Origin of the sequence: Variovorax paradoxus (genome assembly GCF_009498455.1) — a bacterium.
GTDB lineage: Bacteria > Pseudomonadota > Gammaproteobacteria > Burkholderiales > Burkholderiaceae_C > Variovorax > Variovorax paradoxus_H.
In genome coordinates, this window is record NZ_CP045644.1 from 2,894,174 (window position 1) to 2,907,617 (window position 13,444).

The 13,444-nt window shown below is 65.4% G+C and carries 11 protein-coding genes; 7 read left to right on the forward strand and 4 right to left on the reverse strand.

Annotated elements, in window-relative coordinates:
- The first annotated feature begins 24 nt into the window (after positions 1-24).
- The 3 genes from GFK26_RS13240 (at position 25) to GFK26_RS13250 (ending at position 4,544) form a co-directional block, all read left to right on the forward strand.
- Positions 25-1,878 (forward strand): M48 family metalloprotease, encoded by a 1,854-nt coding sequence (locus GFK26_RS13240; protein WP_153282358.1) that lies wholly within the window; start codon positions 25-27, stop codon positions 1,876-1,878.
- Between the two features lie 43 nt (positions 1,879-1,921).
- Positions 1,922-3,193: an RsmB/NOP family class I SAM-dependent RNA methyltransferase gene (locus tag GFK26_RS13245; RefSeq protein WP_153282359.1), complete on the forward strand. Its 1,272-nt coding sequence runs from the start codon at positions 1,922-1,924 to the stop codon at positions 3,191-3,193.
- A 136-nt stretch (positions 3,194-3,329) separates the two neighbouring features.
- Positions 3,330-4,544: a fatty acid desaturase gene (locus tag GFK26_RS13250; RefSeq protein ID WP_153282360.1), complete on the forward strand. Its 1,215-nt coding sequence runs from the start codon at positions 3,330-3,332 to the stop codon at positions 4,542-4,544.
- A 75-nt stretch (positions 4,545-4,619) separates the two neighbouring features.
- Here GFK26_RS13250 and GFK26_RS13255 read toward each other — a convergent pair.
- The 4 genes from GFK26_RS13255 to trxB all read right to left on the reverse strand — a co-directional run bounded on the left by GFK26_RS13255 (position 4,620) and on the right by trxB (position 7,685).
- Positions 4,620-5,890 (reverse strand): IS3 family transposase gene (locus GFK26_RS13255; RefSeq protein ID WP_416222554.1). Its coding sequence is split into 2 segments (ribosomal slippage): positions 4,620-5,530 and positions 5,530-5,890, totalling 1,272 coding nucleotides; the frame shifts between segments, so codons are not numbered across the junction.
- A 177-nt stretch (positions 5,891-6,067) separates the two neighbouring features.
- Positions 6,068-6,241, reverse strand: a complete 174-nt coding sequence (gene rpmG, locus GFK26_RS13260; protein WP_007830291.1) for a 50S ribosomal protein L33 — start codon at positions 6,239-6,241, stop codon at positions 6,068-6,070.
- Positions 6,242-6,252: 11 nt separating this feature from the next.
- Complete coding sequence (gene rpmB / locus GFK26_RS13265; protein WP_007830293.1) at positions 6,253-6,486, reverse strand: 50S ribosomal protein L28; 234 nt, start codon at positions 6,484-6,486, stop codon at positions 6,253-6,255.
- A gap of 248 nt (positions 6,487-6,734) precedes the next feature.
- Positions 6,735-7,685, reverse strand: a complete 951-nt coding sequence (gene trxB / locus GFK26_RS13270; protein ID WP_153282361.1) for a thioredoxin-disulfide reductase — start codon at positions 7,683-7,685, stop codon at positions 6,735-6,737.
- Positions 7,686-7,868: 183 nt separating this feature from the next.
- Between trxB and GFK26_RS13275 the strand changes: the two genes are divergently transcribed.
- The 4 genes from GFK26_RS13275 (at position 7,869) to GFK26_RS13290 (ending at position 13,231) form a co-directional block, all read left to right on the forward strand.
- Complete coding sequence (locus tag GFK26_RS13275) at positions 7,869-8,543, forward strand: Crp/Fnr family transcriptional regulator (protein ID WP_153282362.1); 675 nt, start codon at positions 7,869-7,871, stop codon at positions 8,541-8,543.
- A 94-nt stretch (positions 8,544-8,637) separates the two neighbouring features.
- On the forward strand, positions 8,638-11,088 hold the full coding sequence (locus GFK26_RS13280) for a DNA translocase FtsK (protein WP_153282363.1): 2,451 nt from the start codon (positions 8,638-8,640) through the stop codon (positions 11,086-11,088).
- A 181-nt stretch (positions 11,089-11,269) separates the two neighbouring features.
- Entirely contained in the window at positions 11,270-11,911 is a 642-nt protein-coding gene (gene lolA / locus GFK26_RS13285) for an outer membrane lipoprotein chaperone LolA (protein ID WP_099795444.1), read from the forward strand.
- A 27-nt stretch (positions 11,912-11,938) separates the two neighbouring features.
- Positions 11,939-13,231 (forward strand): replication-associated recombination protein A, encoded by a 1,293-nt coding sequence (locus tag GFK26_RS13290; RefSeq protein WP_153282364.1) that lies wholly within the window; start codon positions 11,939-11,941, stop codon positions 13,229-13,231.
- Positions 13,232-13,444 lie beyond the last annotated feature (213 nt).

Here is a 13,444-nt window from a genome sequence, read left to right on the forward strand (position 1 = left end):
GGATACGTATTTGACGGGAGTCGGATGGACCGTGCGGATTTTGTTCACCTGGTTCGCCTGAGCGAGCACGCGAGTGCGGACGACAGTGCGCGCTACCGGCGTGGCGTCGCGGCGTTTGCCGCGCTCGGCTACCTCTGGGTGCTGGCCTGCCTCGGCCTGGCGGTGGGCATTGTGGCCTGGGTGGTCGTGTCGGTGGCCGGGGGGCACTTCAACTTCACCCGCGGCTGGCTGCTGCTGTTCGCGCTGGGCCTGTTCTGGGCGACCCTGCGCGCGCTCTGGGTGCATTTCGACGAGCCCGACGGCGAACCGCTCACACGCGCCGACGCGCCCGGGTTGTTCGAGGCGCTGGACCGCATCCGCGAGCGCATCAAAGGGCCGCCGGTGCACCGCGTCTACCTGGACGACAACTTCAACGCCAGCATCAGCCAGGTGCCGCGCTTCGGCCTGTTCGGCGGCGCGCTCAACTCGCTGAGCATCGGCCTGCCGTTGCTGATGATGCTGGACCGGCAGCGGCTGCTGTCGGTGCTGGCCCACGAATACGGGCACCTGCGTGGCAACCACGGCCGCCTGAGCGCCTGGATCTACCGCACGCGGCTGTCGTGGCTGCGCCTGGATGCCAGCCTGCAGCGCGACGAGGGCGTGATGGCGCTGGTGTCGCAGGCTTTCTTCCGCTGGTACTTTCCGCGCTTTGCCGCCAAGACCTTCGCGCTGGCCCGCCAGGACGAGTACGAGGCCGACCGCATCTCGGGCCGGCTGCTCGGCACCGCGGTGGCCGCGGCCGCGCTCACCGAAGTGGCCATCAAGGGCAACTGGTACGCCAGCGAGTTCTGGCCCTGGCACTGGGCGCGCGCCGAGCGCGAGCCGCTGCCGCCCGGCCCGTTCGCCGCTTTGCGGCAGCGTGCCCGCACGCCGCCGAGCGAGGAGTTCGCGCGCCAGGCGCTGCGCGAGGCGATGCGCCGCGTCAGCGATCTGGACGACACCCACCCGGTGCTGCGCGACCGGCTGGAAGCGCTGAATCAGAAGGCGGCGCTGCCGGCCTGGTCGCAACGCCCCGCGCTCGACATGCTGGCCGACAAACACAAGTGGATCTCCCATTTCGACAACGCCTGGCGCCGTGCCCACGCCGCCGACTGGAAGCAGCACCACGCGCACCGGTCGCGCATCCGCGAGCGCATCGCCGTGCTGGCGGGGCGCGGCGAGCGCAACACGCCCGACGAGATGGTCGAGTGGGCCGACGCCGAGCGCCGGCTCGACCCGGCGGCGACCGTGCGCGCGCGCTACGAAAGCGCACTGCGGATCGCGCCGGACCATCCGGGCGCCCTGCGCGGGCTGGCCCAGATGCTGCCCGTGCGCGAGCGCGCCGAGCGCCTGGCGGTGCTCGAGCGGCTGCACCAGTCGGGCGTGGCCAGCCGCTGGTGGGCGGCCAAGAACGCCGTCGCCTCGCTTGAAGATCCCGAGGCGGGGCCGCACGACGAGCAGGGACTCAAGCTGTGGCGCGCGCGGCTCAAGGAGGCGGAGGAGGCCGAGGCGCGCGCCTGGGAAGAGATCACCGACACGCCGTTTTTCAGCCAGATTTCGCGCCACGACCTGAACGACCATGAACTGGGTGAGTTGCGTGCCGACATCGTGCGCTGCCTGCCCGTGTCGCGGCTGTGGGTGGTGCGCAAGAACCTGCGCGAGTTCGCATGGCGGCGGGCGTACATCGTGTTCGTCGAGGTGCCGGGGCTCGGCGACGAGGACCGCTGGCACCTGTGCCGCGAACTCGAGCAGACGCTGACCCTGCCGGGGGCGGCACTGGTGCTCTGGGCGGGGCATTCGCCCACGCTGGAAGACATCGAGCGGCAGGCCTTCGGAACCGTCTGGGTGCGCGGCGCCTGAGGCGTTTCGGCCGCGAGGCCGGCCGGCTGAGACAATCGGGGCTATGCATCCCAAAGCCCTGTTGGAGGCCACCGCCGATCTGGTCGGCCTTGTCCTGAAATTCGATCACCCGGCCGACCAGGTCGTTTCGCGCTTTTTCCGCGACCACCGCGAGTTCGGCCCGCGCGAGCGCGCGACGCTCGCCGAGACCGTCTACACCGTGCTTCGCAAGAAGCTGCTGTTCGATCACCTGTCGCCCTCGGGCAGCGGTTCGAAGGAGCGCCGCATGGCGATCCTGGGCTTTCACGGCCCGCGCGACTTCCTGAAAAGCGCGCTCAACGACACCGAGAAGCGCTGGCTCGACAACTGCGACGCCGTCACACCCGACGACCTGCTCGAACGCCATCGCCACAACCTGCCTGAATGGCTGGTCGCGCCGCTCAAGGCGCAGCTGGGCGACGGCTTCTGGCCGATGGTCGAGAGCCTGCAGCAACCCGCACCGCTTGATCTGCGCGTCAATGCATTCACCGACAAGCGGGCCGAAGTGAAGGCGGAGCTTGCGAAGGCTGCTATCAAATCGGTAGTAACTCCGTTCTCGCCCTGGGGGCTGCGCATCGAGGGCAAGCCCGCGCTGACCAAGCTCGACGCGTTCGTCCGCGGCGCCATCGAGGTGCAGGACGAAGGCTCGCAGCTGCTGGCGCTGCTGCTGGACGCCAAGCGCGGCGAAATGGTGGTCGATTTCTGCGCCGGCGCCGGCGGCAAGACCCTGGCCATCGGCGCGACCATGCGCAACACCGGCCGGCTCTACGCCTTCGACACCTCGGCCCACCGCCTGGACGCGCTCAAGCCGCGGCTGGCGCGCAGCAAGTTGTCGAACGTGCACCCGGCCGCCATCGCCCACGAGCGCGACGACCGGGTCAAACGCCTGGCCGGCAAGATCGACCGTGTGCTGGTCGACGCGCCCTGTTCGGGGCTCGGCACGCTGCGCCGCAATCCCGACCTCAAATGGCGCCAGTCGGCCAAGTCGGTGGCCGAACTGACGGCCAAGCAGACCGCCATCCTGCAAAGCGCGGCCCGGCTGGTGAAGTCGGGCGGCCGGCTGGTGTACGCCACCTGCAGCGTGCTGCCGGAGGAAAACGAGGCCATCGCCGAGGCCTTCGCCGCCGCGAACCCCGATTTCGAGCCCATCGACGCGGCGGAATTGCTCCAGAGCCTCAAGGTGGAGGGCGCCGAGACCCTCTGCGCGGGTGGGGAAGACGGCCGCCGCTACCTGCGGCTGTGGCCTCATCGCCACGCCACCGACGGCTTTTTTGCCGCCGTGTGGAACCGGAAATAGGGACGGGGCTCCAAACTAGGGTAAATCTGCGGTGTGACAAAAGGACAAAAGGCCTCGTTTTGGTCCTGACATCCTAAAATCGCGGGTTACTTACCTGAAGGCTGCACCTTCGTGTGGCCATGGAGTACCTGACTCAATGATGCTTCCTGACTCCGCCGTTCTGAACGCGGTCATCCAATGGCTCGGACACGGCCTGTGGGACATTGCCTGGTGGCAAGTCGTGCTGTACACGCTCGTCACCACGCACATCACCATCGCGGCGGTGACGATCTTTCTGCACCGCACGCAGACGCACAAGGCGATGGACCTCGGTCCAATCCCCTCGCACTTCTTCCGTTTCTGGCTCTGGCTCGGCACCGGCATGGTGACGAAGGAATGGGTTGCCATTCACCGCAAGCACCACGCGAAGTGCGAAACCGCCGACGACCCGCACAGCCCGCAGGTCAAGGGCATCGACGAAGTCTTCTGGCGCGGCGCCGAGCTGTACCGCAAGGAATCGAAGAACAAGGAAACGATGGAGCGCTACGGTCACGGCACGCCCGATGACTGGATCGAGCGCAACCTGTACACGCGCTACAGCTGGCAAGGCGTGGGCCTGATGCTGGTGATCAACCTGGCGCTGTTCGGCGGGCTTGGCCTGACCGTGTGGGCGGTCCAGATGCTCTGGATCCCGATCACCGCCGCCGGCATCATCAACGGCATCGGCCACTACTGGGGCTACCGCAATTTCGAGGCGGCCGACGCCAGCCGCAACATCATGCCCTGGGGCCTGATCATCGGCGGCGAAGAGCTGCACAACAACCACCACACCTACCCGACTTCGGCCAAGTTCTCGGTCAAGAAGTACGAGTTCGACATCGGCTGGGTCTACATCCAGGTGTTCCAGAAGCTGGGCTGGGCCAAGGTCAAGAAGGTGCCGCCGAAGATGCTGATGGGCGACGTCCAGCCTGTGGCCAACGAGAAGACGCTCGAGGCCGTCATTGCCAACCGCTACGAAGTGATGGCCGGCTACGCCCGCGAAATGCGCCGTGCGACCAGCGAGGAAATCGAAGTGCTCAAGGCCAAGGGCGCCGACCTGTCGGTGCTCAAGGCGGCCAAGCGCTGGCTGCATCGCGACGACGACAAGGTGCCCGCCTCGGCCCGCACCCATCTGGTGCAGGCCCGTGCCGCGCACCCGGTGCTCGACAAGATGGTCACGATGCGCGAAGAGCTGCGTCAGCTCTGGCTGAACACCTCGCAATCGCGCGAGCAGCTGGCAGCCGATCTGGCGGCCTGGTGCCACCGTGCGGAAGCCAGCGGCATCGCCGGCTTGCGCGAGTTCTCGACCCGCCTGCGCGCTGCACGCGCCTGACCTAGAAAAGAGTGCCAGCGCCTCGCGCGCTGTTGCTCTTGCTCAATAGTGACCCGTCCTGCGATAGGTTGACACCTATAAGGAACACATAGCCGGGATGTTGAATCCGGCAATAGACGCCCGATGAACCTCATCGGGCGTTTTCAATTCTAGGGACAGGTGCGGTCTTTCCTGGTTGTAGATCTGCACGGCCTGACGGACCATCCGGGCGGCCTGCGCCAGATCTGCGGGCCGATGCAGCAGGAACTCCATCTTCAGGATTCCGTTGACGCGCTCGGCCAGCGCGTTCTGGTAGCAGTCGTAGCCGTCGGTCATCGAGCAGGTGATGCCATGGCGCCTGTGAATCTCCTGATAGTCGTTCGAGCAGTACTGGATGCCTCTGTCGGAGTGATGCACCAGCATCTGCCGCGTCTGCCGGCCCTTGAGCGCTTCCTTGAATGCTTGGCTGACCTGCTTGGTGTGCAGGCTGTCATGGACGTGATGGCCGACGATCTTGCGCGACCACGCGTCCGTCACCAGGCTGAGATAGACGAACCCCTTGTCAGTGGGCAGGTACGTGATGTCTGCCACCCACACCTGCTCGCTGGCAGTGGCTCGCACCTGATGCGGCCCTTCCTTGAGCAGGTTGGGATGGCGTCGGAAGCGATGATGGCTGTCGGTGGTCTTGTGATACGCCCGCCGGGGCGCCACCAGCATGCGGGCCTCGCGCAGCACGTCCAGCAGCGCATCGCGCCCCAGGCTCGCACCGGCCTGCTGCAACGGTTGCGCCAGCAGATGGTGCAACTTGCGTGCGCCCAACCGGGGCTGGCGCAGGCGCACCTCTTGAACGAGCTCGATCACGGTGTCGGCGCGCGCACAGCGCTGCTGCTGATGCTGCAACTGCTGGTAGTAGGCCTGGCGGCTGACGCCCCAATGGCGGCAAGCCCTCGTCACGCTCAGCCCCGGGAGGAGCTTTTGCGAGAGGACTTGCCCGAAGGCTTTTTTACGATGCGCACCCCGTAGTCCTTCTTCAGCACATCGATCACCGCCTCGAACAGTTGGGCCTTCTCGTTGGCTTCGCGAAGCTGGACTTCCAGGGCCTTGATCTTCTGTTCGGGAGTCAGTGGTGCCGTGGGGGCAGATGAGGGTTTCTTGATCGGTACTGGCATGGGCAGTCCCGATGATGCCCAACCCCAGTTCTGGCGACCATGCTTGCGCAGCCACACCAGCACCGTCGAGCGGCCCTGGATACCGTAGCGCGCCTGAGCCTGCTTGTACGTGAGCTCGCCTTTTTCTACCTGATCGACCACCGACAGCTTAAAAGCCAGCGTGTAGTCCCGCTGTGTGCGTTTGACGCCTGATTCCATTGACTTGCCTTTTCTTGACAGAAAAGGTGTCAACCCAGATCAGGACGGGTCATAGGGAACAAAGAAGCCGACCTGGGGTCGGCTTTTTTGCGCCCGCCTTTTCTGCTTTCGCAAAAAACGACGGGCAATAAAAAACCCGCTGGGTGAGCAGCGGGTTTTTTGGGAGAGCAGGCTGAATTACTTCAGTTTGATTTCCTTGTATTCGACGTGCTTGCGCGCCTTGGGGTCGAACTTCATGATCGACATCTTTTCAGGCATCGTCTTCTTGTTCTTGCTCGTCGTGTAGAAGTGGCCGGTACCCGCGGTGGATTCCAGCTTGATCTTTTCGCGTCCGCCTTTGCTCGTTGCCATGATTCAGCTCCTTAAGCTTGGCCGCGGGCACGCAGGTCTGCGAGCACGGCATCGATACCGTTCTTGTCGATCAGGCGCAGTGCAGCGCTCGAAACGCGCAGGCGAACCCAGCGGTTTTCGGTCTCGACCCAGAAACGGCGGTATTGCAGGTTCGGCAGGAACCGGCGCTTGGTTTTGTTGTTGGCGTGGGAAACGTTGTTTCCGACCATCGGGCCTTTGCCCGTTACGTCGCATACGCGTGCCATGTGGACACTCTTTCTTGAACAGCTGGCACCGGCGCAATCAGGGCGATTGCAGGGTGTTTTGCAGCTTGACCTCGCCAGAAACGGGTGGCGGTACCCCGGATTTGCCGCAACCAGACTCCCGGTGGGAGGTGGCCCTATTTCGGCAAAGCCTCGGATTATAGCCCCTTCAGGGCCCGCAGGGCTGGCCGCGCCGCAGAAGCGGGAAACCGGGCCCGGCAGGACGGTGACCCCTCCCCCGGGGAAGGGTCTCAGTGTTCCTCGAGGAAGCGCTGCGCGTCGAGGGCGGCCATGCAGCCCGTGCCGGCGCTCGTGATGGCCTGGCGGTAGATGTTGTCCTGCACGTCGCCGGCCGCGAACACGCCGGGCACGCTGGTCATCGTCGCGAAACCCTTCAGGCCCGAGCGGGTCACGATGTAGTTGTCCTTCATTTCCAGCTGGCCCTGGAAGATGTCGGTGTTCGGGTGGTGACCGATCGCGATGAAGCAGCCCTTGAGCGTGATGTCTTCGGTGGTCCCGGTCTGCGCGTTCTTGATGCGAACGCCCGTCACGCCCGTGTCGTCGCCGAGCACCTGGTCGAGCTCGCTGTGCAGCTTCAGTTCGATCTTGCCTTCGGCCACTTTTTCCATGACCTTGTCGATCAGGATGGGCTCGGCGCGGAACTTGTCGCGGCGATGCACGAGCGTCACCTTGTTCGCAATGTTGGAGAGGTACAGCGCTTCTTCGACGGCCGTGTTGCCGCCGCCGATCACGCAGACCTCTTGCTCACGGTAGAAGAAACCGTCGCAGGTTGCGCAGGCGGAGACGCCGCGGCCCATGAACTTTTCTTCGGAATCCAGGCCCAGGTACTTGGCCGATGCGCCCGTGGCAATGATCAGCGAATCGCACGTATAGGTGCCGCTGTCGCCCGTGAGCGTGAACGGGCGCTTGCTCAGGTCGACCTTGTTGATGTGGTCGAACACGATCTGCGTCTTGAAGCGTTCGGCGTGCTCGAGAAAGCGCTGCATCAGCTCCGGGCCTTGCACGCCATGCACGTCGGCCGGCCAGTTGTCGACCTCGGTGGTGGTCATGAGTTGACCGCCTTGCGCGATGCCCGTGATGAGCAAAGGCTGGAGGTTGGCGCGTGCGGCGTAGACGGCGGCGGTGTAGCCGGCCGGGCCGGAGCCCAGAATGAGAACCTTGGCGTGTTGGGGTGCGGACATGAGTAGAAAACCTAGGATAGACGCTGCGTCAGCGTGTACATTTTCAGGGTGGTAGCGATACGTGGGGAGTATCACCGCCCGGTTCAACACCGGGTGCACGGTGTTTTCAATGCGCGCGATTGTAGTAATCCATGGGCTCGGCATCAGGATCGCATCAGCGCGCTGTTTCAGGGATTGATACGAATGTCGATGCTGTCCAACCTTGAATTGCTTCGGCGCGTTCCATTGTTCGCGTCGTTGACGGCCTCGCAGTCCGCAAGCATTGCGGATGCGATCATCAAGAAGCGCTTCAAACGCGCCGAGGTCGTTGTAGAGCAGGGCAAGAAATCCGATGCGCTGTACATCATCCTGACCGGGCGGGCTCGCGTCACGAGCGCCGACAGCCGCGGCCGCGAAGTGATCCTGGCCACGCTGCATCCCGGCGACTATCTCGGCGAAATGAGCCTGATCGACGACGAGCCGCATTCGGCCACCGTGCGCACCGAAATCCAGTGCGACGTGCTCATGCTGGGCCGCGACGCTTTCGCGCGCTGCCTGCCCGAGAACTCCTCGATGGCCTACAACATCATGCGCGGCCTGGTGCAGCGCTTGCGCCACGCCGACCGCAAGATCGAGTCGCTGGCGCTGATGGACGTGTACGGCCGCGTGGCCCGCGCGCTGCTCGAGTTCGCCAGCCAGGACGGCCTGGGCAACCTCAAGGTCCGCGACAAGATCTCCCGTCAGGACCTGGCCAAGATGGTCGGCGCCTCGCGCGAAATGGTGAGCCGCGTGATGAAGGACCTGGAAGAGCGCGGTTTCGTGCAGTCCCAGGAAGACGGCTCGGTGATCATCAAGGACCGGCTTCTGTCGCTGACCTGAGCCCATAGGCCGGGCGCTTTCGGCGCCCACGGCCTTTTGTTGTAGTGTTCGGGCGGCCGGCCTCCGTTTTTTCGGGCCGGGCGCCGTGCTTTTCATGACCTATTCGCTTCATACGCTTCAATCGTCGTCCTCTTCTTCTTCCGCTGCCGAAGGGCAACCCGTGCGCCTGCGCGCCCTGCGCTTCGCCCACGAAATCACCTTGATCGCCGGGTTCGCAGCCCTCCTGTTCTGGCTGCTGGCGATGCTGAGCTTCACCCCCTCCGATGCCGCCTGGTCGACCTCGGGCACGGGCGGTGAAATCAAGAACTGGGGCGGCCGCATCGGCGCCTGGCTGGCCGACGGCAGCTATTTCCTTGCCGGCTATTCCGTCTGGTGGTGCCTCGCGGCGGGCCTGCGCGCATGGCTCTCGTCGCTGGCCGGCTGGCTGCGCGGCGGTGAACCGACGCCGGCGCTCGAGCAGCCCCCGCGCGGTCGCTTCAACCGAAGCCGGCTCGCTTTCTGGTTCGGCCTCGTCCTGCTGCTGTGCGCGAGCGCGGTGCTCGAATGGTCGCGCCTGTACCGGCTCGAATCCCACCTGCCGGGTTCGGGCGGCGGCGCCCTCGGCTACCTCGTGGGGCCGGCGAGCGTGCGCTGGCTGGGCTTCACGGGCTCGGCGCTGGTCGCCATTGCGGGCGGCGTGATCGGCTCGGCGCTGGTCTTCCGCTTTTCGTGGAGCCTGATTGCCGAGCGCATCGGTGCCCGTGCCTACTCGCTGTTCGAGTCGCGCCGTGAAAAGCGCGAAATGGCGGCCGACATCGCCATGGGCAAGCAGGCCGCACGCGAACGTGCCGGCGACGAGGAAGAGTTGGCGCCCGCGCCACGCGCCAAGAAAATGCGTCCCAGCAAGGAGACCGCGTTCGGCGAAGCGCTGGATCCGAGCTTCGACGACGAAGAGGAAGAAGTCGCGCCCAGGCGCCGCCCCGCATCGCCGCCCGTGCAGATCGAGCCTGCGATGACCGAGGTGCCCCGCAGCGACCGCGTCGTCAAGGAGCGCCAGAAGCCGCTCTTCAACGAACTGCCCGACAGCAAGCTGCCGCAGGTCGACCTGCTCGACCCCGCGCTGGTGCGCCAGGAAACGGTGTCCTCCGACACGCTCGAGATGACCTCGCGCATGATCGAGAAGAAACTGAAAGACTTCGGCGTCGAGGTGCGCGTGGTGCTCGCTTCGCCGGGCCCCGTCATCACGCGCTACGAAATCGAGCCCGCCACCGGCGTCAAGGGTTCGCAGATTCTCGGTTTGGCCAAAGACCTGGCGCGTTCGCTTTCGCTGGTGTCGATCCGCGTGGTCGAAACGATCCCGGGCAAGAACTACATGGCGCTCGAGTTGCCGAACGCCAAGCGACAGTCGATCAAGCTCAGCGAAATCCTGGGCTCGCAGGTCTACAACGAAGGCAAGTCGATGCTCACGATGGGCCTCGGCAAGGACATCATCGGCAACCCCGTGGTGGCCGACCTCGCGAAGATGCCGCACGTGCTGGTGGCCGGTACCACCGGTTCGGGCAAGTCGGTCGGTATCAACGCGATGATTCTGTCGCTGCTCTACAAGGCCGAGGCACGCGACGTTCGCCTGCTCATGATCGACCCGAAGATGCTCGAAATGTCGGTCTACGAAGGCATTCCGCATTTGCTGGCGCCCGTGGTCACCGACATGCGCCAGGCGGCGCACGGCCTGAACTGGTGCGTGGCCGAGATGGAACGCCGCTACAAGCTCATGAGCAAGCTCGGCGTGCGCAACCTGGCCGGCTACAACACCAAGATCGACGAAGCCAAGGCGCGCGAGGAGTTCATCTACAACCCCTTCAGCCTCACGCCCGACGATCCGGAACCGCTGCGCCGCGAGCCGCACATCGTCGTCATCATCGACGAGCTGGCCGACCTGATGATGGTGGTCGGCAAGAAGATCGAAGAGCTGATTGCTCGCCTCGCGCAGAAGGCGCGCGCCGCCGGCATCCACCTGATCCTGGCCACGCAGCGGCCCAGCGTCGACGTGATCACCGGCCTCATCAAGGCCAACATCCCCACGCGCATCGCGTTCTCGGTGGGCTCCAAGATCGACAGCCGAACCATCCTCGACCAGATGGGCGCCGAGGCGCTGCTGGGCATGGGCGACATGCTCTACATGGCCAGCGGCAGCGGCCTGCCGATCCGCGTGCATGGTGCCTTCGTGAGCGACGAGGAAGTCCACCGCGTGGTGGCCTACCTCAAGAGCCAGGGCGAGCCCGACTACATCGAAGGCGTGCTCGAAGGCGGCACGGTCGATGGCGACGGTGACGGCGACCTGCTCGGCGGCGGCGGCGATGCCGAAAAAGATCCGATGTACGACCAGGCGGTCGAGGTCGTGCTCAAGAACCGCAAGGCCAGCATCTCGCTGGTGCAGCGCCACCTGAAGATCGGCTACAACCGCGCCGCGCGCCTCGTCGAAGACATGGAAAAAGCCGGGCTCGTGAGCGCCATGAGCGGCAGCGGCCAGCGCGAAATCCTCGTGCCCGCGCGCCAGGCGGAGTGAGCCGCAAGCGCGCCACCGACGACCACCATCGCCACCGCTGCAGGGCCGGTTACGTGCTGAGAGGCAAGTTGCAAACGCGCACCGGTACCGCTGCAAATCTTCATCAAAGCCTACAGATGCCGGCATCTGCTGCGGGTAGTGTCGATGGACATCGCAGCAACGTTTTTCCGAGGAACCTCCCATGAAGAAAACCCGCCTCTGGCTGTTGGCCGGCCTGTTCTGTACGGTGGCCGGCAGTGCCTGGGCCGACGGGCTCGAAAGCCTCGAAGCCTTCGTGAAGACCGTCAAGTCTGGGCGCGCCGAGTTCACCCAGACCGTGACGGCCCCGCCGCGCGAGGGCCAGCCGGGCCGCGTGAAGACGTCGACCGGCACCTTCGAATTCCATCGCCCCGGCAAATTCAAGTTCGACTATCGCAAGCCCTTTGCGCAGAGCATCGTCGCCGACGGCAAGACGCTCTGGCTCTACGACGCCGACCTGAACCAGGTCACGCAGCGCACCCAGGCGCAGGCGCTGGGCTCGACGCCCGCGGCGCTGATTGCTTCCGCGGCCGACCTGCGCGCCCTGCAGGCCGATTTCGCGCTGGAAGCCGCACCGGAGCGTGATGGCCTGCAGTGGGTCAAGGCCACGCCGAAGAACAAGGACGGCCAGCTGCAGAACGTGATGGTCGGCTTCCAGGGCGACGCACTCGCGGCCCTCGAGATCCTGGACAGCTTCGGCCAGCGCTCGATGCTCAAGTTCAGCAAGGTCGAGGTGAACCCGGCGTTGCCCGCCAGCACCTTCGAGTTCAAGGCGCCTGCGGGTGCCGACGTGCTCAAGCAGTAATCCCCTCAGCAAGACGGCATCTCCGGTTTGGCCACGCGCTCCCACCAGCCCCTCGCCGAGCGCCTGCGTCCCAAGACGCTCGGCGAAGTGATCGGCCAGCAGCACCTGCTCGGTCCGGGCATGTCGCTGCGCATCGCCTTCGAGTCGGGCCAGCCGCACTCCTGCATCCTCTGGGGCCCGCCGGGCACCGGCAAGACCACCATCGCGCGGCTCATGGCCGACGCTTTCGATGCGCAGTTCCTGAGCATCAGCGCGGTGCTGGGCGGCGTGAAGGACATCCGCGAGGCGGTCGAGCAGGCCACGTTGGCACGCGACGGGCTCACGCAGCAGCGCACGATCGTCTTCGTGGACGAGGTGCACCGCTTCAACAAGAGCCAGCAGGACGCGTTTTTGCCGCACGTCGAGTCGGGCCTGTTCACCTTCATCGGCGCGACCACCGAGAACCCGTCGTTCGAAGTCAATTCGGCCTTGCTCTCGCGGGCGGCGGTGTATGTGCTGCAGTCGCTTAACGAAGGCGACCTGAAGCTGATCGTTGCCAAGGCGCAATCGATCCAGGCGGTTCCGGCCATCGACGAGGCGGCCATCGACCGCCTGGTGGCCTACGCGGACGGCGACGCGCGCCGCCTGCTCAACACGCTCGAGACGCTGGCCGTCGCGGCCGGCGCCGAAAAGCTCACGAACATCACCGACGAGTGGCTGCTGCGCGTGCTCGGCGAGCGCATGCGCCGCTACGACAAGGGCGGCGAGCAGTTCTACGACACCATCAGCGCGCTGCACAAATCGGTGCGAGGCAGCGACCCCGACGCTGCCCTGTATTGGTTCGTGCGCATGCTCGACGGCGGCGCCGATCCGCGCTACATGGCGCGCCGCCTCGTGCGCATGGCCAGCGAAGACATCGGCCTGGCCGACCCGCGCGCGCTGCGCCTGGCGCTTGACGCGGCCGAGGTCTACGAGCGGCTGGGCACGCCCGAAGGCGAGCTGGCACTGGCCGAATGCGTGGTCTACCTGGCCATCGCGCCCAAGTCGAACGCGGTCTACAAGGCCTACAACGCGGTGCGCGCGCTGGTGAAGAAAGACAGCACGCGCCCGGTACCGATGCATCTGCGCAATGCGCCCACCAAGCTCATGAAAGAGCTCGACTACGGCAAGGGCTACCGCTACGCGCACGACGAGGAGGGCGGTTTCGCCGCCGGCGAGCGCTACCTGCCCGAGGGCCTGGAAGGCCAGGTTTTCTACGAGCCGGTCGAACGTGGACTCGAAATCCGTATCGCAGAAAAGCTGCGCGAACTGCGCCGTCGCAACGCTGAACGAGACGATTGATACCGTCTTGCAACATGCGCTCACGCCGCGCATGACCTCTCCCACATACAGCATGAGGTGAGCGGGTAAACCCCGGTCATCCCGCCCCAAAACAGCGCCGGGGCATGTCTAAAATCCCGCCCACCAAACCTACCGACGGCACATGTTGGCTGGTTTTTTGCTTGTCAAGCCAGAGGCGCCAAACCGGTGCCTCGGTAGGTGAATGGCACCCGC